Source organism: Micromonospora sp. CPCC 205561 (assembly GCF_036906775.1).
Lineage (GTDB): Bacteria > Actinomycetota > Actinomycetes > Mycobacteriales > Micromonosporaceae > Micromonospora.
This window is the reverse complement of the sequence record NZ_JBAKHV010000006.1, coordinates 123,971-145,836: the sequence shown is the minus strand read 5'-3', so window position 1 is coordinate 145,836 and position 21,866 is coordinate 123,971. Positions and strand designations below refer to the sequence as shown.

The 21,866-nt window shown below is 74.3% G+C and carries 19 protein-coding genes; 14 read left to right on the top strand and 5 right to left on the bottom strand.

Annotated elements, in window-relative coordinates; genetic code table 11:
• Positions 1-1,221 (top strand): leucyl aminopeptidase (locus tag V6V16_RS06655; protein WP_334560493.1); only part of this gene is annotated, 1,221 nt, incomplete at its 5' end.
• A gap of 64 nt (positions 1,222-1,285) precedes the next feature.
• Here the strand turns inward: V6V16_RS06655 and V6V16_RS06650 are convergent.
• The gene (locus V6V16_RS06650; RefSeq protein ID WP_334560490.1) at positions 1,286-1,615 is read right to left on the bottom strand and encodes a hypothetical protein; all 330 of its coding nucleotides are present in this window, start codon (positions 1,613-1,615) and stop codon (positions 1,286-1,288) included.
• Between the two features lie 178 nt (positions 1,616-1,793).
• Between V6V16_RS06650 and lpdA the strand changes: the two genes are divergently transcribed.
• From lpdA to V6V16_RS06610, 8 genes are all read left to right on the top strand, one after another.
• The gene (lpdA, locus tag V6V16_RS06645; protein ID WP_334560487.1) at positions 1,794-3,185 is read left to right on the top strand and encodes a dihydrolipoyl dehydrogenase; all 1,392 of its coding nucleotides are present in this window, start codon (positions 1,794-1,796) and stop codon (positions 3,183-3,185) included.
• A gap of 66 nt (positions 3,186-3,251) precedes the next feature.
• On the top strand, positions 3,252-5,072 hold the full coding sequence (sucB, locus tag V6V16_RS06640; protein ID WP_334560485.1) for a 2-oxoglutarate dehydrogenase, E2 component, dihydrolipoamide succinyltransferase: 1,821 nt from the start codon (positions 3,252-3,254) through the stop codon (positions 5,070-5,072).
• 126 nt (positions 5,073-5,198) lie between these two features.
• Complete coding sequence (locus tag V6V16_RS06635) at positions 5,199-6,530, top strand: low temperature requirement protein A (RefSeq protein WP_334560483.1); 1,332 nt, start codon at positions 5,199-5,201, stop codon at positions 6,528-6,530.
• Between the two features lie 78 nt (positions 6,531-6,608).
• Entirely contained in the window at positions 6,609-6,878 is a 270-nt protein-coding gene (locus tag V6V16_RS06630) for a type II toxin-antitoxin system Phd/YefM family antitoxin (RefSeq protein ID WP_334560480.1), read from the top strand.
• Positions 6,868-7,284, top strand: a complete 417-nt coding sequence (locus tag V6V16_RS06625) for a type II toxin-antitoxin system VapC family toxin (RefSeq protein ID WP_334560477.1) — start codon at positions 6,868-6,870, stop codon at positions 7,282-7,284. The genes V6V16_RS06630 and V6V16_RS06625 overlap by 11 nt, the downstream gene beginning before the upstream one ends.
• A 354-nt stretch (positions 7,285-7,638) precedes the next feature.
• Positions 7,639-8,568 carry an LLM class flavin-dependent oxidoreductase gene (locus tag V6V16_RS06620; RefSeq protein ID WP_334560474.1) on the top strand — a complete coding sequence of 310 codons (930 nt, stop codon included), beginning with the start codon at positions 7,639-7,641 and terminating at the stop codon, positions 8,566-8,568.
• Positions 8,569-8,950: 382 nt separating this feature from the next.
• Positions 8,951-9,466 carry a M23 family metallopeptidase gene (locus V6V16_RS06615; RefSeq protein WP_334560471.1) on the top strand — a complete coding sequence of 172 codons (516 nt, stop codon included), beginning with the start codon at positions 8,951-8,953 and terminating at the stop codon, positions 9,464-9,466.
• Positions 9,467-9,576: 110 nt separating this feature from the next.
• Positions 9,577-10,476: a TIGR01777 family oxidoreductase gene (locus V6V16_RS06610; RefSeq protein ID WP_334560469.1), complete on the top strand. Its 900-nt coding sequence runs from the start codon at positions 9,577-9,579 to the stop codon at positions 10,474-10,476.
• Between the two features lie 60 nt (positions 10,477-10,536).
• Here V6V16_RS06610 and V6V16_RS06605 read toward each other — a convergent pair whose 3' ends face one another.
• Positions 10,537-11,721: a winged helix DNA-binding domain-containing protein gene (locus V6V16_RS06605; RefSeq protein ID WP_334560467.1), complete on the bottom strand. Its 1,185-nt coding sequence runs from the start codon at positions 11,719-11,721 to the stop codon at positions 10,537-10,539.
• A 225-nt stretch (positions 11,722-11,946) separates the two neighbouring features.
• Positions 11,947-13,182: an extracellular catalytic domain type 1 short-chain-length polyhydroxyalkanoate depolymerase gene (locus tag V6V16_RS06600; protein ID WP_334560466.1), complete on the bottom strand. Its 1,236-nt coding sequence runs from the start codon at positions 13,180-13,182 to the stop codon at positions 11,947-11,949.
• Positions 13,183-13,344: 162 nt separating this feature from the next.
• Here V6V16_RS06600 and V6V16_RS06595 point away from each other — a divergent pair, with 162 nt between their 5' ends.
• Together V6V16_RS06595 and lipB are read left to right on the top strand one after the other, a co-directional pair.
• Positions 13,345-15,165 (top strand): DUF2079 domain-containing protein, encoded by a 1,821-nt coding sequence (locus V6V16_RS06595; RefSeq protein ID WP_334560464.1) that lies wholly within the window; start codon positions 13,345-13,347, stop codon positions 15,163-15,165.
• A gap of 68 nt (positions 15,166-15,233) precedes the next feature.
• Positions 15,234-15,875 (top strand): lipoyl(octanoyl) transferase LipB, encoded by a 642-nt coding sequence (lipB, locus tag V6V16_RS06590; protein ID WP_334560462.1) that lies wholly within the window; start codon positions 15,234-15,236, stop codon positions 15,873-15,875.
• 78 nt (positions 15,876-15,953) lie between these two features.
• On the opposite strand, the gene aspS is transcribed toward lipB, so the two are convergent.
• On the bottom strand, positions 15,954-17,240 hold the full coding sequence (gene aspS / locus V6V16_RS06585) for an aspartate--tRNA(Asn) ligase (protein WP_334560460.1): 1,287 nt from the start codon (positions 17,238-17,240) through the stop codon (positions 15,954-15,956).
• A gap of 376 nt (positions 17,241-17,616) precedes the next feature.
• Between aspS and lipA the strand changes: the two genes are divergently transcribed.
• The 3 genes from lipA (at position 17,617) to V6V16_RS06570 (ending at position 21,240) form a co-directional block, all read left to right on the top strand.
• Entirely contained in the window at positions 17,617-18,666 is a 1,050-nt protein-coding gene (gene lipA / locus V6V16_RS06580) for a lipoyl synthase (RefSeq protein ID WP_334560457.1), read from the top strand.
• A gap of 69 nt (positions 18,667-18,735) precedes the next feature.
• On the top strand, positions 18,736-20,415 hold the full coding sequence (locus V6V16_RS06575) for a hypothetical protein (RefSeq protein ID WP_334560455.1): 1,680 nt from the start codon (positions 18,736-18,738) through the stop codon (positions 20,413-20,415).
• Between the two features lie 135 nt (positions 20,416-20,550).
• Positions 20,551-21,240: a DUF4191 domain-containing protein gene (locus V6V16_RS06570; protein ID WP_334560454.1), complete on the top strand. Its 690-nt coding sequence runs from the start codon at positions 20,551-20,553 to the stop codon at positions 21,238-21,240.
• 203 nt (positions 21,241-21,443) lie between these two features.
• Here the strand turns inward: V6V16_RS06570 and V6V16_RS06565 are convergent, their stop codons facing one another.
• Entirely contained in the window at positions 21,444-21,836 is a 393-nt protein-coding gene (locus tag V6V16_RS06565; protein ID WP_442934042.1) for an RDD family protein, read from the bottom strand.
• Positions 21,837-21,866 lie beyond the last annotated feature (30 nt).

Sequence of the window (21,866 nt, the reverse complement as noted above, 5' to 3'; positions counted from 1 at the left end):
GTGCGGGCGCTCGCCGGCGCGCCGCGGGTGGCGCTCGCGCTGCCGCTGCCGGACGACGCCGACGCGCCCGCGGCGCTGCGCGCGGTCGCGGAGGGCGCGCTGCTCGGCGGATACCGCTTCGCCGGCTACAAGACCCGGCCGCAGCCGGCCCGGCGCCAGCCGGTGGCCGAGGTGCTCGTCGCCGTGCCGGACGCCGGTGACGCCGGCGCCCAGGCCGAGATCGCCCGCGCCCAGGTCGTAGGCGGCGCGGTCCGGCGCACCCGGGACTGGGTCAACACCGCCCCGAACGAGCTGCGCCCGCCGTCCTTCGCCGACTCCGTGGCGGACGCCGCCCGGGAGGCCGGCCTGGCCGTCGAGGTGCTGGACGAGGCGGCCCTCGCCGCCGGCGGGTACGGCGGCATCATCGCCGTCGGGCAGGGCTCGGAGGCCCCGCCGCGGCTGGTGAAGCTGAGCTACACGCCGGCCGGTGGCGGCAACGGCAAGCGGGTGGCGCTGGTCGGCAAGGGCATCACCTTCGACACCGGCGGCATCTCGATCAAGCCGGCGCAGGGCATGTGGGAGATGAAGTCCGACATGGGCGGTGCCGCCGCGGTGGCCGCGACGATGCTGGCGGTCGCCGCGCTCAAGCCGTCGGTGGCCGTGACGGCGTACCTGCCGATGGCCGAGAACATGCCGTCCGGGCGGTCGTACCGGCCGGGTGACGTGATCAGCATGTACAACGGCAAGAAGGTGGAGGTGCTCAACACCGACGCCGAGGGCCGGATGATCCTCGCCGACGCGATGGCGCGGGCCTGCGAGGACGGCTGCGACTACCTCTTCGAGACCTCCACCCTGACCGGCGGGCAGGTCGTGGCGCTGGGCAAGCGGATCGCCGGCGTGATGGGCACCCCCGAGCTGTGCGAGCGGGTCCGCGCCGCCGGCGACGCGGTCGGCGAGCCGACCTGGCCGATGCCGCTGCCGGACGACGTGCGCAAGGGCATGGACTCCGACGTGGCCGACATCTCCCAGGTCAACGCCGGCATGGACCGGGCCGGTCACATGCTCCAGGGCGGGGTGTTCCTGCGCGAGTTCGTCACCCCCGAGGTCACCTGGGCGCACATCGACATCGCCGGCCCGAGCTACCACTCCGGCGAGCCGACCGGCTACTGGACCAAGGGCGGCACGGGCGTGCCGGTGCGCACGCTGCTCCAGCTCGTGGAGGACGTCGCGGCCAACGGCTGAGCGTGCACGGAGGGGCCCCCGGTCGACCGGGGGCCCCTCCGCACGCCCGGCCGGGCGCCCCCGCTCAGAACAGCTCGGGGCGGCGCTTGCGGCGTTCGTTGAAGTCGCGCATCCGCTGCGGATAACCCATCAGCCGCACGTCGTAGACCGGGATGCCCATCCGGTACGCGAAGCGGCGGGCGCCGTCGGGACCGTCGATGCGCCGGCGGGTCCACTCCCCGTCGTCGGCGATCAGCATGACCGTGGTCTCGGTGACCGTGGTGCGGGGCTCGATGTAGGCCTCGACCCCGCGCCGGCTGCGCACGAAACCCTCCAGGTGCTCCAGGTCGGCGCGGTCGGCGGCCCGGTCGAGGCTGACCGCCCGAGCCTTCTTGCGTCGCCGGAACAGTGCCACCGACCGTCTCCCCTCCAACACGTCATCGAAGCCCGTCCCAAGCGTACGTGCCACGGACGTGTCGTTGGGCACCTCACTACGCGTGCGCCCGGCGGTGGTGACAAGATGACCGAGGTGGGGTGTGTCCGTGTTACCCCGCCGTGACCCCCGAAGCAGCGACGCGACCTGGGAGTTGGACGTGAGCGAGCCGAACGACGCAACCTTCGACATCGTCATCCTCGGAGGTGGCAGCGGCGGTTACGCCACCGCCCTGCGCGCCGTCCAGCTGGGCCTGAAGGTCGCGCTGGTCGAGAAGGGCAAGCTCGGCGGGACCTGCCTGCACAACGGCTGCATCCCGACCAAGGCGCTGCTGCACGCCGCCGAGATCGCCGACCAGACCCGCGAGTCGGAGCAGTTCGGCGTGAAGGCCGAGCTGGTCGGCATCGACATGGCGGGGGTCAACGCGTACAAGGACGGCGTGATCTCCCGGCTCTACAAGGGCCTGCAGGGCATGCTCAAGGGCAACAAGGCGATCACCATCGTCGAGGGCCACGGCAAGCTGGTCGGCAAGAACGTCGTCGAGGTGGACGGCAAGCGCTACACCGGCCGCAACGTCGTGCTGGCCTCCGGCTCGTACGCCAAGAGCCTGCCCGGCCTGGAGGTCGACGGCGAGCGGGTCATCACCAGCGACCACGCCCTCACCCTCGACCGGGTCCCGGCCTCCGCGATCGTGCTGGGCGGCGGCGTGATCGGTGTCGAGTTCGCCAGCGTCTGGAAGTCCTTCGGGGTGGACGTGACGATCGTCGAGGCGCTCCCCCGGCTGGTCGCCGCCGAGGACGAGGAGTCGTCTAAGGCGCTGGAGCGGGCCTTCCGCAAGCGGAAGATCAACTTCAAGGTCGGCAAGCCGTTCGAGAAGGTCGAGAAGACCGACAAGGGCGTCAAGGTCACCATCGCCGGCGGTGACACCGTCGAGGCGGAGCTGCTGTTGGTCGCCGTCGGGCGGGGGCCGAACACCGCCGACCTCGGTTACGAGGAGCAGGGCGTCAAGATGGACCGCGGTTACGTGCTGACCGACGAGCGGCTGCGCACCAGCGTGCCGAACGTCTACGCGGTCGGCGACATCGTGCCCGGTCTCCAGCTCGCCCACCGGGGCTTCCAGCAGGGCATCTTCGTCGCCGAGGAGATCGCCGGCCAGAACCCGGCCGTCATCGACGAGGTGGGCATCCCGCGGGTCACCTACTCCGACCCGGAGCTGGCGTCGGTCGGCCTGACCGAGGCGAAGGCCAAGGAGCAGTACGGCGCCGACAAGGTCAAGACCTACAACTACAACCTGGGCGGCAACGGCAAGAGCCAGATCCTCAAGACGGCGGGCTTCGTCAAGCTCGTCCGGGTGGAGGACGGCCCCGTGGTCGGCGTGCACATGGTCGGCGCCCGGGTCGGTGAGATGGTCGGCGAGGCGCAGCTCATCTACAACTGGGAGGCGTACCCGGCCGAGGTGGCGCAGCTCGTGCACGCCCACCCGACGCAGAACGAGGCCCTGGGCGAGGCGCACCTGGCGCTCGCCGGCAAGCCGCTGCACGCACACGCCTGATCACGACAACCGCGGCGTCCGGCGACGGGCGATGATCCCACCAGGGGAACGAAGGAGTCTTTGAAGATGCCGGTATCGGTCACCATGCCCCGGCTCGGTGAGAGCGTCACCGAGGGCACCGTCACGCGCTGGCTCAAGCAGGAGGGCGACACCGTCGAGGTCGACGAGCCCCTGCTCGAGGTGTCGACCGACAAGGTCGACACCGAGATCCCGTCCCCGGCGGCGGGCGTGCTGAGCCGGATCGTGGTCGGCGAGGACGAGACCGCCGAGGTCGGCAGCGAGCTTGCCGTGATCGCGGGCGAAGGCGAGTCCACCGGCGGCGGCGAGGCCGCCCCGCAGCAGGAGGAGCCCGCCGAGGAGGCCGCCGAGGCCGCCGAGGAGCCGCAGGCCGAGGCGGAGCAGCCGGCCGTCGAGGAGCCGCAGGCGCAGGCCGCGCCGGCTTCGTCGGGCGAGGGCACCCCGGTCAAGATGCCGGCCCTCGGCGAGAGCGTCACCGAGGGTACGGTCACCCGCTGGCTCAAGCAGGTCGGCGACACCGTCGAGGTCGACGAGCCGCTGCTGGAGGTCTCCACCGACAAGGTCGACACCGAGATCCCGTCGCCGGTTGCCGGCACCGTCCTGGAGATCAAGGTCGCCGAGGACGAGACCGCCGCGGTCGGCGCCGACCTGGCCGTGATCGGCGCCGCCGGCGCCGCCCCGGCCGAGGAGAAGCCGGAGCCCAAGGCCGAGCCCAAGGCGGAGCCGAGGCCCGAGCCCAAGGCGGAGCCGAAGCCCGAGCCGAAGCCCGAGCCCAAGGTCGAGGAGCCGACCCCGGGCATGTCGTACAACGAGCCGTCGGCGGAGGCCGAGATCTCGGCGCAGCCCGCCGAGGCCGAGCAGAAGGCGATGCCGTCCGCCCCGGCCCCGCAGCGCACGTCGGCGCCCGCACAGGGCGGCGACGAGGCCGCCGGATACGTGACCCCGCTGGTGCGCAAGCTGGCCGGCGAGCACGGCGTCGACCTCTCATCGGTCAACGGCACCGGCGTCGGCGGCCGGATCCGCAAGCAGGACGTGCTGGAGGCGGCGGAGAAGGCGAAGGCGGCCAAGGCCGCGCCGGCCCCGGCGCAGCAGCCCGCCACGGCGGCGGCCCCGGCCAAGCCGGCCGCCAAGCCGCAGCCGAGCGCCAAGCGCGGCACGACCGAGAAGCTCCCCCGGATCCGGGCGGTCATCGCCAAGCGGATGCACGAGTCGCTGCACGAGATGGCGCAGCTGACCACGGTGGTCGAGGTGGACGTCACCAAGGTCGCCAAGCTGCGGGCGCGGGCGAAGGAGTCGTTCCAGCAGCGGCACGGCGTGAAGCTGTCGTTCCTGCCGTTCTTCGCCCTGGCCGCGATCGAGGCGCTGCAGGCGTACCCGATCGTCAACGCCAGCATGGACCTCGACGCCGGCACGATCACCTACCCGGACTCGGAGCACCTCGGCATCGCCGTGGACACCGAGCGGGGCCTGATGGTGCCGGTCATCCACGGCGCCGGCGACCTCAACCTGGGCGGCATCGCCAAGCGGATCGCCGACCTGGCCGAGCGCACCCGGACCAACAAGATCGGCCCGGACGAGATCGCCGGGGCGACCTTCACGCTGACCAACACCGGCAGCCGGGGCGCCCTCTTCGACACCCCGATCGTGCCGTCGCCGCAGTCGGCGATGCTCGGCACGGGTGCCGTGGTCAAGCGACCCGTCGTCGTCAACGACCCGGAGCTGGGCGAGGTCGTCGCCGTCCGGTCGATGGTCTACCTGGCCCTGTCGTACGACCACCGGCTGATCGACGGCGCGGACGCCGCCCGCTTCCTGGTCGCCATCAAGGAGCGGCTGGAGACCGGCAGCTTCGAGGCCGAGCTCGGCCTGTAGCCCCGAACGGCACGAAGGGCGCCCCGGTCACCGACCGGGGCGCCCTTCGGCGTCCGGCCGAGCGGCCCGGCGCCGGGCTGACCCGATTCCGGCCCGGCCGTCTCGGGGCGCTGCCAGAGTGGGTGGGTGGGCGGCTTCCGGTGGCGCGAACGGTTGGGACCGGCCGTCTCGATCGCCCCCGGCGCGCGGGTCGACCGGTTCGAGGTCTTCTTCGACCTGGTCTTCGTCTTCTCGTTCTTCATCATCACGCGGGCCACGGCCGCCAACATCTCCGGCCGGCAGCTCCTGCACGCCCTGCTGGTACTCGCGGTGCTCTGGTGGTGCTGGGTGCTGCACTGCGTGGTGGCCACCCGGGTCCGACTCGGCGAGGGCTTCGTCCCGGCGCTGATGGTCGTCGGCATGGCCGCGCTGTTCTGCTTCGCGCTCTCGCTCCCCCAGGCGTTCAGCGACACGGCCGACGTGGCCGCCGGACCGATGGTGGCCGCGTGCAGCTACGTGGTGATCCGGGCCGTGCACCTGATGCTGTACTGGCACGTCGCGCGGGAGAGACCCGGGGAACGCCGACTGCTGCTGAACTACTCCCCGGAGCTGGTCGTCAGCACCCTGCTGCTGGTGGCCGCCGCGCTGATCCCGCCGCAGATCGACGACCCGGAACTCGCCGCGATGCTGCGCGACGGGCTCTGGGTCGGCGTCGTCGTGCTCCAGTACGGCATGGGTCTGGTCGCCGGCGCCTGGGGCTGGACGGTGACCTCCGCCGAACACTGGACCGAGCGCTACGACCTCATCCTGATCATCGCCCTGGGCGAGTCGGTCATCTCCGTCGGCGTCGGCAGCGACCTGCTCGGGCAGGCCCCGACGTGGCCGGCGGTGACGGCGGCCGTGCTCGGCATCTTCTTCACGGCCGCGCTCTGGTGGGCGCACTACGACGTGATCGCACCGGCCGCCCGGATCGCCCTGCACGCTGCCGAGGGCCGCCCCCGGGTCGCGATGGCCCGGGACGCCTACGCCTACCTCCACCTGCCGATGATCGCCGGCATCATCCTGTTCGCCCTCGGCGCCGAGGAGATCACGCACCACGTCGCTAACCCCGAGGTGCCGGTCACGGAGCCGACGCACGGTCCCGGCGTGGCGCTGCTCTTCGGCGGGGTGATCGGCTTTCTGGGCGCGAACATGCTCTTCCAGTGGCGCACGCTGCGCACCGTCTCCTGGACCCGGGTCGGCGCGGTGCTCGTGCTCGCCGCCGCCGTCCCGGTCGGCCAACGCCTGCCGGGACTGGCCGCCCTCGCCCTGCTCACCGCCGTCTGCGTCGGGCTGGTCGCGGTCGAGGCGGTGGTCATGGCGGACTCCCGGCGCGCCCTGCGCGAGCTGGTCTTCGAGGAGAAGACCAGCCACGAGGCGCACGAGGCCGCCTGGCGCGCCCGCTGGCGCGAGCCCACCCCGGACGAGCCGTCGACATGACCCGCCAGCCCACCCGGTCGTCACGCCCGTGGGCCCTGGCGCGTAGCACTGCGTAGCACACTCGACTAGGATTACGCCGTGGCAGAGCACGCTCATCGAGAGATCACGCAGCGCGAGCTGCGCAACGACTCGGGCGCGATCATGCGGCACGTCGAGTCCGGCGAGTCCTTCGTCATCACGCGGAACGGCACCCCCGTCGGAAAGCTCATCCCGCTCCGCCGTCGCACGTTCGTCCCGCGGGCGGAGGTGCTCGCCGCCTTCGCGACGGCCCCCGTGCTCGACGGCGGGAGGTTCCGCGCCGACATCGACTCGTCGGTCGAGCAGGACCCGTTCAGCCGTGAGTGGTGAGGCACCGGTCCGTGGTCTGATCGACACGAACGTCGTGATCCATCTCGGTGCCCTCGGTCCGGGGGACCTGCCGGAGGAGATGGTGATCAGCGCCGTGACGCTCGCGGAGCTCTCCGCCGGCCCGCACCACACCGACGACCGCGCCGAACGGGCCCGGCGGACCAGCGTCCTCCAGCATGCCGAGGCCGTGTTCGAGCCGCTGCCCTTCGACGCCGAGGCCGCGCGGGCCTTCGGCCTGGTCACCAGTGCGGTCCTGGCCACGGGGCGCACCACCCGCCGCCGGCTGGCGGACCTGATGATCGCCTCCATCGCGCACGCGAACGGCCTGTCGCTCTACACCACGAATCCGACCGACTTCGTCGGGCTGGAGGAGTTGGTCACCATCCGGCCCGTCCGTCAGCCCTGACGGGACACGTGTCCTCGCGCCTGCTGTCGTAGGCTGGCCGCAGCGTCGCGGTGCACCCGGCGAGGAGACTGCCGAGGGCATGGAGGCGCGGGACAGCATGGGAAGTTCATGCCTCCGTTCACGCCCGACGAGCGCCTGCGGGCCTTCGGCAACCAACTGATCGAGATCCACCTCTGATGCACTTCGTCTACGAGGAGAACAAGCTCGTGCGCGCGCTCAACGGGCTGACCGAGGGCAGCACCGAGCGCCTCGTCAGGGTGCCTCTCCCGCCGCCGCAGAACGGGTAGGTCTGCCGGTAGCAGAATCGTCTCTGTCGGGCTTGGTCGGCCGGGCCGTGCCCGGCAGGGTGGGCCCATGGCGACCTTCACCCTCCAGGCGACCCCGTCCGACGGCCCGAGCTGGCTGGAGCTGGCCCGGCGCACCGAGGCGGCCGGCTTCGACGCCCTGTCCACCGCCGACCATCCCGGGGCGGCCGCGTCGCCGTTCGTCGCCCTGGCCGCCGCCGCGGCGGTGACCGAGCGGATCGGCCTGGGCTCGTACGTCTCGAACGCCGGCGTCCGGGAGCCGATGCTGCTCGCCTCGGACGTGGCCTCCCTCGACCTGCTCTCCGGCGGGCGGGCCCGGTTCGGCCTCGGCGCCGGCCACACCCCGGCGGAGTGGCTCGCGGTCGGCCGGGAGCGCCCCGACGTCGCCGGACGGGTACGCCGCTGCCTGGCCGTGGCCGAGGCCGTCCGCGCCCTGCTCGACGGCGAGGAGGTCACCGTCGACTCCCCCGACCTGGTGCTCCGGGGCGCACGGCTGGAGAAGCCGCGACCGGTGCGGCGGCGGATCCCGTTCACCCTCGGCACGGCGAACTCCGCGATGCTGCGCTGGGCCGGCGCGCACGCCGACGTGGTCGGCCTGTCCGGGCTCGGCCGCACCCTGCCCGACGGCTACGCGCACACGGTGCGCTGGCGCGAGGCCGACATCGAGCAGCAGCTCGACTGCGTCGCGGCCGGGGCGGCCGGGCGGGCCGAGCCGCCGGTGCTGGAGGCGCTCGTGCAGCACGTGGCCGTCACCGACGACGCCGAGGCCGCCGCCGCGCCCACGGCAGCCGACGTCGGGCTGACCGTACCCGAGCTGCTCGCGACGCCGTTCGTGCTCATCGGCACCGAGGACGAGATCGTCGCCGCGATCGACGGGCACCGGCGCCGCTGGGGCGTCACCCGCTTCGTCGTACGCGAGGACGCGCTCGCTCCGCTCACGCCCGTGCTGGCCCGGCTCCGAGGGCACCCGTCGCGATGAAGTCGGTGCCTCCGCCGGCACCTCGTCTCGTCTGACGGGCGTCGCGGTGGCGGCGCGCCCTCCGGGCGGCCCACCTGGAGCTGCTCGGCCCGCGGCGTCGCCTGCCCTGCTCGTGGCGAAACTCCGCCTCCTGGGCGAGTACCGGGAGAGCCGGACGGCCCGGCTCGGCTACCTGGCGACGCTTCAGATCGCGGCCGCGCAACAGCTCCACCGGAAACGACGCGGTATCGCCCGTCCGTACGCGCCACCGCCGGGCCGGCTCACGAGGTGGCACAGCCGCCCGGGAGCCGGCGCATCGACAGGGTTTCGACCCATTCCGGTCGTCGGAAGTTTCTGACATCATCCGGCAGACAGATCGAAGGTTATGACCGTGGAGGTTCGGATGCGTACCCGTCTGACCAGTTCCCTCAGCGTCGTCCTGCTGGCCACCGCCGCGTTCCTGGCGCCGGCCTCGCCCGCCGCCGCCGCGCCGTCGTTCCGCGCGCCGTTCCCGTGCAACCAGACCTGGTCCGGTGCGACCCGCACCGGGCACAGCCCGCAGTACGCCATCGACTTCAACCGCGCCGACGACCACGGCGATCCGGTCAAGGCCAGCGCCCCGGGCACGGTGGACGTCGTCGCCAACCTCGGCGACACCAGCTACGGCCGGTACGTGCGGATCAACCACGGCAACGGGTACACCACCTACTACGCCCACCTCAGCGGATTCGCGGTCTCGGTCGGCCAGTCCGTCGGCTACGGCACCACCATCGGGTACGTGGGCAACAGCGGCGGCTCCTCCGGCTCGCACCTGCACTACGAGCAGCGCCTGAACGGCAGCGACATCAAGGTGCGCTTCAGCGGCAACCTGGCGCTCTACTTCGGGACGCGCAACTACACGCGTACCGCCGGCTGCTGATCCACCGGGGCACGGCGCGACCGCCGGCCGTCCGGTCGGTGGTCGCGCCCGGTGGGGTGGGTGACCGCCTCAGCGCATCCGATCGGCCGTCGGTGCCCGAAGATGGGGGTATGCGGATCCTCATGGCCGGCGCGTCCGGCTTCCTCGGCACCCGGCTGATCGACCGGCTCACGGCGGACGGGCACCAGGTCACCCGGCTGGTCCGTCGGTCGCCACGCTCCGCCGACGAGCGGCGGTGGAACCCGTCCGCCGCGCAGCTCGACCCGGCCGTGGTGGCGGAGGCGGACGCGGTGATCAACCTGGCCGGCGCGGGCGTCGGCGACCGGCGGTGGAACGACGGGTACCGGCAGCTGATCCGCTCCAGCCGGGTGGACACCACCACCGCCCTGGCGACCACCATCGCCGGCCTGCCGCCGGGCGACCGGCCCCGCGCGCTGCTCAACTCCTCGGCGGTCGGCTGGTACGGCAACACCGGCGACCGGGCGGTCGAGGAGGACGCGCCGGCCGGCGAGGGGTTCCTGGCCGACGTCTGCCGGGTCTGGGAGGCGGCCACCCGGCCGGCCGAGGACGCCGGCGTACGCGTGGTGCGGCTGCGCACGGGGCTGCCGCTGCACCGCGACGGCGGCCTGCTCAAGCCGCAGCTGCTGCCGTTCCGGCTGGGGATCGCCGGCCGGCTCGGCAGCGGCCGGCAGTGGCTGCCGTGGATCTCGATGGCGGACTGGCTGGACGCGGTGCGGTTCCTGCTCGGCCGCGACGACGTCGCGGGGCCGGTCAACGTGGTCGGGCCGGCCCCGGTGACCAACGCCGAGTTCACCCGCGAGCTGGCCGGGCAGCTGCGCCGGCCGGCGATCGTGCCGATCCCGGCGGCGGCGTTGAAGGTGGTCCTCGGCGGCTTCGCCCAGGAGGCGCTGACCAGCACCCGGGTCCTCCCCGGCGTGCTCACCCAGGCCGGTTTCGCCTACCGTCACCCCGACCTGGCCACCGCCCTGCGCGTCGCCCTCGCGGACTAGCCGCGGCCGGGGGGGGGGCGCCCGGCCGCGGACGGCTCGCGCGGGGTGCGGCGGGCCGGGCTAGGCGTGCGGGCCGACGCCGACCGGGCCGACGGTCAGCGAAGGCGTGCCCTCCAGGATCTCGCCGATCCGCTCGACCCGCGCCTCCAGGGCCCGCCGCCGCCGAGGTGACAGCGGGCCCAGCGGTTCCACCGTGACGTGGATCTTCCGGCCCGAGCGGCGCTGGTGCCACACCCCGGCGACCGTCCCGTCCACCAACAGCACCGGGTAGTTGCCGGCCTGCCCCCGGGCCAGGGCGCGCTCCCCCGCGGGGCCCGGGAACAACCGCTCGCGCGGGTGGCAGCCGACCTGGTAGGCGTCGAAGTAGGGCAGCAGCCACACGCCGGTGGGGCCGTCGGACGGGAAGTCGGTGTCACCGGCCGACACCCACCCGGGAGCGCCCTGGACGGTCACCTGCTCCAGGTCCAGCGACCCGAACAGCTCGGCGGCCCAGCGCCGGGGCGCCGACAGCCACTGCGCGAAGTGCGCCGGGGTGGCCGGTCCGTACGCGTGCAGGTAGCCGCGCACCAGCTCGGCGAGCGCGGCCCGGCCGGCCATGGGCGCGAAGCCGGGCAGCCAGCGCGCCGGGCTGGTGTGGGTGGTGGCGCGGCCCCGGTTCGGACCGGAGCACATCGCGCCGCGGCGGGTCGCGACCGCCATCGCCGCCATCCAGCGCGGCCACCTGTCCTGGAACGCCTCCATGACCCGGTCCCCGGCCCACGGGCCGGTGCGCGCGACGACCTGCTCGGTCAGCTCCGCGGTGGTCAGCTCGGCGTCGCGCAGCGCGTCCGCGACGGCGCTCACCACCTGCTCGGTCTGCTCGGCGGTGAGCAGGCCGCCGTTCTGCGCCTCGGTCGGGACCGGCAGCGCGGAGAGCGCGCCCACCCACATCGGCAGGTCGGCGGCGGCGAGCAGGTGCACCGTGCCGCGCGGCCCGCGCGTCCTGATCAGCGTGCGGTGCGTCCAGAGGGCCTCGCGGACCGTCGTCCGGGTGGCGCCGTCGACGCGCAGCCCGACGGAGAGCTCGGCGGCCGAGGCGATCTGGGCGTGCGCGCCGCAGATCGCGGACACCACGCCGGCCACCCGGTCCGTCGCCGGGCCGGCGGGATCGCCGTCCGCGCCACGGGTGTCGCCGGGCGCCGGCGCCGAGAGCGCGTGCCGCCGCAGGCGGCGGGCGTGCACCTGCGGCCAGGTCAGGTCGGTCACCGGGGGGTCCCGAGGCGGGCCCGGGCGGTCGGCGGGAAGCGGCCGGGCTCCGGGCGCTCATGGTCGGTCCCAGGGGGCGTCATGGGGACCACGCTAGGGCGTGTCGAGGTCGACTTCTGTCCTGCACCGCCGGCGTCGCCGGATCCCTCCGCGCCGGCGCCGGCCGGACACGGCCGTGGCCGGACGCCCGGCGGACGTCCGGCCACGGTGGTGCGGCGGGGCGGATCAGCAGCCGATCACCCAGTGGTTGGGGCCGGTCTGCTTCAGGGTGCTGGTGTAGAAGGTGTTGTAGAGACCCATCCACTGGTTGGAGCCGTTGGCGTAGGCGTAGCCGCCGGACTGGTAGGCGCGGCCGGCGGCGACGTGCGCGTAGTTGGACGCCGTCACGCAGGTCGGAGCCGTGGTCGGCGGGGGCGTCGGGCTGGCGGTCGGCGAGGGCGTGGGGCCGGCCGTCGGGCTCGCCGTCGGGGTGGGGCCGGGGTTCGTCGGACCGTTGAGGCCGAAGAAGACCGCGTCGTGGTACGCCGAGCAGATGGTGTCCAGCATGTACGCGCCGGCGGTGCCGCACTGGTCGGGACCGGAGCCCGGGTCGACCGGCGTGCCGTGACCCATGCCGGAGACGCGGTAGAGGCGGACGTCGTTGTTGCCGTACACCTCCAGGCTGGTGTTGGCCGGCAGCGACGCGGTGCTGGTGGGGGTCTGCGACACGCCCCGGGCGTTCGTCCACTGGTCGCGCAGCTCGGTGGCGTTGGCCGGCACGACCGTGGAGTCCGAGGTGCCGTGCCAGATGGCGACCCGGGGGCGCGGGCCGGTGTGCCCGGGGTACGCGGCGCGGACCACGTTCCCCCACTCCTGCGGGGTCTTGTTCACCCCGCTGTACTGGCAGGTGCTGGTGGAGGCGGGCGGCGAGCAGCGGTACGGCAGGCCGGCGACGACCGAGCCGGCGGCGAAGACGTCCGGGTAGGTGGCGAGCATGACCGCGCTCATCGCCCCGCCGGCGGAGAGCCCGCTGACGAAGACCCGGCCGGGGTCGGTGCCGTAGTTGTTCCGGGCGTGCTCGACCATCTGCCGGATCGACAGGGCCTCACCCGAGCCTCGGGTGATGTCCTGCTCCACGAACCAGTTGAAGCAGCTCAGCGGCTGGTTGGCGCTGGACTGCTGCGGCACGATGAGGGTGAACTTCCACTGGTCGGCGTACTTCTGCCAGCCGGAGTTGCCGAAGTAGCCGGCGGCGTTCTGGGTGCAGCCGTGCAGCAGCACGACCGCCGGGGCGCCCGCCGGCAGGTTGTCCGGCCGGTACGCGTACATGGCGAGGTTGCCGGGGTTGGAGCCGAAGCCGGTGACCTGGGTGAGGCTGGCGGCCTGGGCGGGGGCGGCGACGGTCATCACCGCGGTGGCGGCGAGGAACACCCCGGCGACCGCGCCGGTCAGCCGGGTGAGCAGGGACGGGGAGCGGCGCACGGGGGCCTCCTGGGGACGGGTTGTGAACTGGGTCACCCGCGAATTGCCGCGACGTTACGTCGATGCGTCGATGTTGTGACATGGGCCACGGTCACACATTCACGGTCGGGAGGATGTGCGTCCTGACCGGCGTGCCCGGGTGCGGTTGGTAACGTCCGCTGCGTGCCGACCTCCCCGTCCCTGGCGCCTTCGCCGGCCCCGCCGCCCCGCGTCGTCCGCCACCGGGGGCCCGACCTGACCGTGGCGCTGCTCGCGGTGGCGCTCGCCGTCTGGGTGACCAGCGGGCTGTGGCGGGACCCGAACGTGCGCGCCATCACGGTCAACTCCAGCGACCAGGCCCTCTTCGAGTGGCTGCTGGCCTTCGGCGGCCACGCGGTGACCCACGGCGACAACCCCCTCTTCACCTATCTGGTCAACGTCCCCGACGGGGTGAACCTCGCGGTCAACACGTCGATCACGGTGTACGCGGTGCTCTTCGCGCCCCTGACGTACCTGCTCGGGCCGCCGGTGACCTTCCTGGTGATCCTCACCCTCAACCTGGCCGCCACCGCGTTCGCCTGGTACTGGCTGCTCTCCCGGCACCTGGTCCGCAGCCCGCTCGCCGCCGCCGTCGGCGGGCTCTTCATCGGCTTCTCCCCCGGCATGGTCTCGCACGCCAACGCCCACCTGAACTGGACGGCGGGCTGGCTGGTGCCGCTGCTGGTCTGGCGGACCTTCGCCCTGCGCCGCTCCCGGCGCCCGCTGCGCGACGGCGCGATCCTCGGCGCGCTCGTCGCGGTCGCCTTCTCGGTCGCCGCCGAGGGCCTCTTCTTCACCGCGCTGGCGCTCGGCGTCTTCGTCGCCGTCTGGGCGCTGCACCCGGCCCACCGCGCCGAGGCCCGCGCCGTGCTGCCGGCCTTCCTGCGCGGGCTCGCGACGACGGCCGTCGTCGCGGGGGCGCTGCTGGCGTACCCGCTGTGGCTGCACTTCGCCGGCCCGCAGCGCTTCCACGGCACCGGCTTCGACGCGGTCATCCACTCCGAGGACGTGGCCGCCTTCGGGGCGTACCCGCGCCGCTCGCTGGCCGGGGAGGTGGGGCTGGGCACCCGGCTGGCACCGAACCCGACCGAGGAGAACTCGTTCTTCGGCGTTCCGCTGCTGCTGCTCGCCGTCGCCTGCTTCGTGCTGCTCTGGCGCCGGGCGGACGCGGCACGCCGGGCCACCCTCTGGGCGCTCGGCGTGACCGCCGTCGTCTTCACCGTGCTCTCCTTCGGCCCGGAGGCCAAGGTCGACGGCCGGCGCACCGAGCTGCCGATGCCGTTCGACCTGCTCGGGCACCTGCCGGTGGTGAACGCCGCGCTGCCGGCCCGGCTGGCGCTGGTGGTGGCGCCCGTGCTCGGGGTACTGCTCGCGTACGCCGTCGACCGGCTGCGCGCCGAGCCGCCCCGGCGCCACCGCACGCGGCTGGCCTGGTGGGCGGGGTTCGCGCTGGCGCTGGTGCCGCTGGTGCCGACCCCGCTGCTGACCATCGAACGGGAGCCGGTCCCGCGGTTCATCACGGCCGGGACGTGGCGGGAGTACGTCTCCCCCGGCGGGGTGCTGACCCCGGTGCCGCTGACCCTCGACGTCTACCCGGACGGGCAGCGCTGGCAGGCGTACGCGCTGGCGCACCGGCAGGGCGAGTTCGCCATCCCCTCGGGTTTCTTCCTGGGCCCGGGGGGCCCGGACGGCCGGGGGCGGATCGGCCCGCCGCCGCGCCCGTTCGGCGCCCTGGTGGACCAGGCCGGGCGCACCGGGCTGGTGCCGATCGTCACCGAGGGCAGCCGCCAGGAGGTCCGCGCCGACCTGCGGCACTGGCGGATCGAGACGGTCGTGCTCGCCGACGAGGTGCACGGGGCGAAGTGGCCGGTCGACGAGGAGGCGATCCGGCGTACCGTGACCGCGCTGCTCGGCCCGCCCGAGCGGGTGGACGACGTGTGGCTGTGGCGGGTCCCGCGGGGCTGAGCGCGCCCCGCGCCGGGTGAGCCGCGTCACTGCGGGTGACCGGCCGGTACGGGTCTAGGCTTGGCCGCGTGACCACGACGAGCCCCGGCCTCACGGCCGTCCGCGCCGGCGTCCTCGACTACCAGGCCGCCTGGGACGAGCAGCGCCACCTGCACGAGTCGGTGGTGGCCGGCGAGCACGGCGACACCGTACTGCTGCTGGAGCACCCCAGCGTCTACACGGCGGGCAAGCGCACGGAGCCGTGGGACCGCCCCATGGACGGCACCCCGGTCGTCGACGTGGACCGCGGCGGCAAGATCACCTGGCACGGCCCCGGGCAGCTGGTCGGCTACCCGATCGTGCGGCTGCCCGACCCGGTCGACGTGGTCGCCTACGTCCGCCGCACCGAGCAGCTGCTGATCGACGTCTGCGCCGAGTTCGGGCTGGCCGCCGGCCGGGTCGATGGGCGCAGCGGGGTCTGGGTGCCGGAGGACGACCGGGGCCCGGCCCGCAAGGTGGCGGCCATCGGCATCCGGGTCGCCCGCGGGGTGACCCTGCACGGCTTCTCCATCAACTGCGACTGCGACCTGGGCCACTTCGACCGGATCGTGCCCTGCGGCATCCGCGACGCCGGCGTCACCTCGCTCACCGCCGAACTGGGCCGCCCGGTCACCGTGGCCGACGTGCTGCCGGTGGTCGAGCGCCACCTGCCCACCCTCGTCACGGCCTGACCGCGCCCGCGCGGACCGACCTCGTGGGCCGGCCGAAGCCGTGCAGCCCGTCGGCAACGGCGTCGGCCGGCTCCTGCGCTACGGGGTGAGCCGGTGCAGGTCGCGCGGGAAGGCGGTCACCTCCCGGACGTTGGCCGCGCCGGTCAGCCGCGCCACGAAGCGCTCCAGCCCGATGGCGAAACCGCCGTGCGGCGGCATCCCGTGCCGGAACGCGTCGACGTAGCCGGCGTACGGCTCGACGGGCTCGCCGCGGGCCGCGAGCGCCGCCAGGTAGTCGGCGTGCCGGTGCAGCCGCTGCCCGCCCGTGACCAGCTCCAGGCCCCGGAACAGCAGGTCGAACCCGTTTGAGTACGCGGGCCGCGTCGGGTCGGGGTGGGTGTAGAAGGGGCGCTTCGCCATCGGGTAGCCGGTGACGAAGAGGAAGTCCGATCCGTGTTCCCGCCGCGCCCACTCGCCCAGCGCCCGCTCGTGCGCCGGAGCCAGGTCCGGCTCGTCGGCCGGCGCCCCGGCGATCCGCAGCGCCTCGGTGAAGTGCACGGCGGGGATCTCGGCCGGCACGTCCGGGGCCGACACCCCGAGGGTGGCGAGCGCGGCCCCGGCCCGCTCGCACACCGCGTCGAGCATGCCGGCCACGGTGTGCCGCAGCACGGCCATCACGTCCCGGTGGTCGGCGACGAAGCCCAGCTCGGCGTCGAGGGAGGTGTACTGCGCCAGGTGCCGCACGGTGTCGTGCGGTTCGGCCCGGAACACCGGCCCCACCTCGTAGACGCGTTCGAAGACGCCGACCATGAGCTGCTTGTAGAACTGCGGCGACTGGGCCAGGTAGGCGGGGCGGCCGAACCAGTCCAGCGCGAAGACGTTCGCCCCGCTCTCGGTGGACGAGCCGACCACCTTCGGCGTGTGGATCTCCACGAAGTCGCGGGCGTCGAGCGCGGCCCGGAAGCCGGCCACCGCCGCCGCCGAGACGCGCAGCGCCGCCGAGCGGGTCGGGTGGCGCAGCGCCACGGGCGCGTGGTCGAGCTGCGTGGGCAGGCTGGCGGTGAGCGCCGGCCGGTACAGGTCGAACGGTGGTGGCACCGCGGGCGGACCGAGTGGTCGTACCGTCGGCGCGGTCAGCTCGACCCCGGCGGGCGCGGTCGGGTTCGCGACGGCCGTGCCGGTGACCTCGACGACCGTCTCCTCGGTGAGGCCCTCCACCTCGGCGCGGACGGCCGGGTCGGTGACCACCACCTGGGTGAGACCGCCGGCGTCCCGGACGATCAGGAAGGCCACCGACTTGAGCAGCCGGCGGCGGTGCACCCAGCCGGCGATCCGGACGGGCGCGCCGACGTGGGTGGGGAGCTGGTGGGACAGGATGCGTTGCACGGGTGGTACCTCCTCGATCAATCGCAACGCGATCCCCGGGAGGTGTGGGCGAGCGGGAACCTCGCGGTGCCACCACACCTTCACCCCCGCGTACGGGGGCCTCGTTTCGTCGCCTTTTCACCGGGGCCGGCCGGGCGGGCTCTACTGGGCGCGCGGGCGGCCTCGTCCGCGCCCGCGTGCCGTTCTTCCCGCAGCTCGGGAGGGTCTTCGCGGTCCCGGCGCCAGACCGCCTCACAGCAACCGGCGGCTCTCTTCAACTGGCGGTCGGGGCGCTACTCGGCTCCGTCACAGCTCTGCCGGGCACGCTAGCACCGCGCGGCGCCGGTGTAACGAGCTTTTCCCCGCCCCCGGTGTCCGGCGTCACAAGAGTTCCGGGGTGACGCCGGTCGCCCGCGCTACATCGACGGCGGCCGCCGGGCGTAGGCTCGGTTTCGTGACGATCGAGCACTCCGCGCCGACGACCGGCCAGGCAGCGCGCACCGCGACGCCCGCCCCCGAGGGGCGGCGCCTCCTGCGGATCGAGGCGCGCAACGCCGAGACGCCGATCGAGCGCAAACCGCCGTGGATCAAGGTCAAGGCCAAGATGGGGCCGGAGTACACCCAGCTGCGCGGGCTCGTCTCGCGCGAGGGGCTGCACACGGTCTGCCAGGAGGCCGGCTGCCCCAACATCTACGAGTGCTGGGAGGACCGGGAGGCCACCTTCCTCATCGGCGGCGACCAGTGCACCCGGCGCTGCGACTTCTGCCAGATCGACACCGGCAAGCCGGCCGAGTTCGACGCCGACGAGCCGCGCCGGGTCGCCGAGTCGGTGGTCTCGATGGGGCTGCGCTACGCCACCATCACCGGGGTGGCCCGCGACGACCTGCCCGACGGCGGCGCCTGGCTCTACGCCGAGACCGTCCGGCAGATCCACGCCCTCCAGCCCGGCTGCGGCGTCGAGCTGCTGATCCCCGACTTCAACGCGGTCCCCGAGCAGCTCGCCGAGGTCTTCGGCGCCCGCCCGGAGGTGCTCGCGCACAACGTGGAGACCGTGCCGCGGATCTTCAAGCGGATCCGGCCGGCGTTCCGCTACGAGCGGTCGCTGGACGTCATCCGGCAGGCCCGCGCCGACGGGCTGGTCACCAAGTCCAACCTGATCCTGGGCATGGGCGAGGAGCGCGCCGAGGTCTCCCAGGCGCTGCGCGACCTGCACGACGCCGGCTGCGAGCTGATCACGATCACGCAGTACCTGCGCCCCACCCCCCGGCACCACCCGGTCACCCGCTGGGTCAAGCCGGAGGAGTTCGTCGAGCTGCGCGAGGAGGCTGAGGAGATCGGCTTCGCGGGCGTGATGAGCGGGCCGCTGGTGCGCTCGTCGTACCGGGCCGGGCGGCTCTACCGGCAGGCGCTGGAGGCGCGCGAGGGCTCCCCGGTCACCGCCGCCTGAGCCACCCCGGCGCGCGACGCGCCGGCACCGCTCGCCCGCCGGCCGGGCGAGGGATGCCATGATCGAAAAATGACGGCCGGGGTACGCCAGCAGCCGCGCGACGCGCGTCCCGCGGCACCGCCCACGCGGTCGCCCCGGCTGCCGTTCCTCCTCACCGCGCTCGCCGTCCTCGCCGGGGTCGGCTACCGCCTCGGCCTGCTGCTGCACGACGCCCCGCCGACCAACAGCGACGAGGCCACCATGGGGCTGGCCGCGCTGCACATCGCCAGGGGGCAGGAGTTCCCCGTCTGGTTCTACGGCCAGGCGTACATGGGGACGCTGGAGGCGTACCTGGCCGCTCCGCTGTTCGCGCTGGCCGGCCCGTCGACGCTCGGGCTGCGCCTGCCCACCCTCGCCCTGTACGCGGCCTTCGTCCTGCTGGCCTGGCGGCTGACGCTGCGGCTGACCGGGGGAGACCGCTGGTTCGCCCTGCTCGTCGTGGTGCTGCTGGCCCTGGGCTCGGACCGGGTGGTGAAGAACCAGCTCATCGCCGGGGGCGGCTACCCGGAGATGAACGCGGCCGGGATGGCGCTCGCCGTGCTGGCGTACGACCTGGCGGCCGGCCGGCCGGGGCGCCGGCTGCCACGCTGGGCGGCCTGGGGCTTCCTGGCCGGGCTGATGCTCTGGGTGGACCCGCTGGTGCTGCCGTACGTCGCGGCGACCGGGGCGGTGCTCGTCGCGTACCGCCGGCGGGAGCTGCGCGGCCGGGCCGGGGCCCTGCTCGGCGCCGCCGCGCTGGTCGGGGCGGGGCCGCTGCTGGCGTACGCCCTGACGGCCGGGCGGGACCCGCTCGCCGCGGTGCTCGCGGCCGGCGGCTCCGGGCAGTCCGCCGGCTGGGCCGACCGGCTGCACGGGGCGCTGGTGCTCGGGCCCCCGCTGGGCATGGGCTTCTGCTCCCCGGGGCACTGCGCGCCCGGCCAGCTCTGGTGGGCGGTGGCCCTGCCGCCGCTGCTGGTGGCGGCCGGCCTCGCGGCCTGGCGCGCGCTGCGTACCCGGCCGCCCGCCGCGGATGCGGCACGACCGTCGTCCGGCTCCGCCGACGACCGCGCGCGGTCGGTCGCGGCGGCGGCGCTCCGGCTCGCCCTGGTGGCGGCCGCCGTGGCCACGCTGGCCCTCTACGCCGCCAGCAGCGCGGCCGGGCGCACCCCGACGGAGAGCGCCCGGTACCTGTCCTGCCTGCTCATCTCCGTTCCGGCGCTGCTCTGGCCGCTCTGGTCGGCCACGCGGCGGGCGACCGGGCCGGATGCCGCCGCCGACGGCACCCCGGCGCAAGCGCCGTGGCGGGCCGCGACGCGGATCGCGGCGGCCACGGTGCTGGCGGCGACGCTGGGCACCGCGGCGGTGTCCACCGCCGGGGCGATCGGCGCCGCCCCGGCCGCCCGCGCCGCCGAGGCCCGGCACGCCGCACTGGTCGCCGTGCTGCGCGAACGGGGCGTCCGGCACGTGTACGCCGGCTACTGGACCTGCAACCGGCTGACCTTCGCCAGCCGGGAGGAGGTGCTCTGCGCGGTCGTCGACGACGAGCTGCGCCCCGGGCACGACCGGTATCCGCCGTACCGCCGGGCGGTGCGGGGGGCGGCGGCGCCGGCATGGGTGGCGCCGGAAGGCTCGCCGCTGGCCGCCCGCCTGGACGGGCGCCGCGGCGCCGGCCCCGCCGCCCTCGACGTGGTCGTCCTCCCCGGCTGGCGGGTCTACCTCCCCCGCCACTGACCGGGCCGGACCGCCGCGACCGGATGCCGGGCGCCGCCCCTGCCCGCTCGCGGCCCCGGTGGGCGGCGCGGCGGCGTGAGGCACCCGGCCCGGCCGCGGAGAACGCGACGTGCGGCGACCACTAGACTCTGCGGCATGGCGAAGCCCCAGGAGAAGGTCTCGTTCGGCCAGCGGCTGAAGCAGATCGGGATGGTGTTCAAGTTCACCGCCAAGCAGGACAGGTGGTTCGCGCCGCTGGCCGCCGCCGCGGTGCTGATCCCGCTCGCGCTCACCGTGGTCGCGGTCCTGCTCTGGGGCTGGATCTGGCTGCCGCTGGGCATCCTGTTCGCCCTGCTCTGCCTGCTGATCGTGCTGAACCTGCGCTCCAACCGCGCGATGATGAACGCCGCAGAGGGGCAGCCGGGCGCGGCGGCGCAGATCATGGAGAGCATGCGTGGCGACTGGCGGGTCACCCCGGCGGTCAGCTCCACCACCCAGATGGACATGGTCCACCTGGTCATCGGCCGGCCCGGCGTGATCCTGCTGGCCGAGGGGAACCCGCAGCGGGTGCGTGGCCTGCTCGGCCAGGAGAAGCGCCGGCTCGCCAAGGTCATCGGCTCCGCCCCGCTCTACGACTACGTGATCGGCCAGGAGGAGGGCGAGCTGCCCGTCCGCAAGCTGCGGATGACGCTGATGCGGCTGCCGCGCAACCTGAGCGGCAAGGACGTCAACTCGCTGGACCGGCGCCTCAAGGCGCTCACCGCCCGCCCGCAGATGCCCAAGGGCGCGATCCCGAAGAACATGCGCCCCGCGCGCGGCGCGTTCCGCCAGTCACGGGGCCGCTGACCCCGAGCCGCCCCCCGGGAAGGCGGGCCCCCGCGGGGGCCCGCCTTCCGCGTCTCCCCCTCCCCTCCCCGCCCCGTTCGCGATCTTGCGGTTCCGGCCCGGACGGCGTCCGTTTCGCCCCTTCCGCCCGGGCGCGAAGTGCAAGATCGCGGACGGGGCGGGGCGGGAGGGAGGGGGCGGGGAGCGGAGGGAGGGGGGCGGGGTCAGGGGTGGGTTATCACTGCGGCGGAGAGGCGGTCGTGCAGGCCGCGGCGGTGGTGGTCCATCAGCAGGGCCGGCACGACCAGGGCGAGCAGCACGCCGCGCAGCAGCGCCCGGGGCACCCCGATGCGGCCCCCGTCGGCCCAGGCGACGCAGCGGATCTTCGTGATGTACATGCCCGGCGTCTGCGCGAAGAGCCCGAGGAAGAAGCCGTACTCCAGGATCAGCACCAGCACGGGCGCCCAACCGTCGCGGACGGGGTCGGCGAAGCCGCGGGCGATCAGCAGGCAGAGCACCCAGTCGATCACCAGCGCCCCGAACCGGCGGCCCAGGCTGGGAGGGGTGAAGGCGGGATCGGACGCGGGCGGTACGGGGTGTTCACGCGGATTGGTCACAGCGGTCAAGGGTATCCAGGACGTACGGAC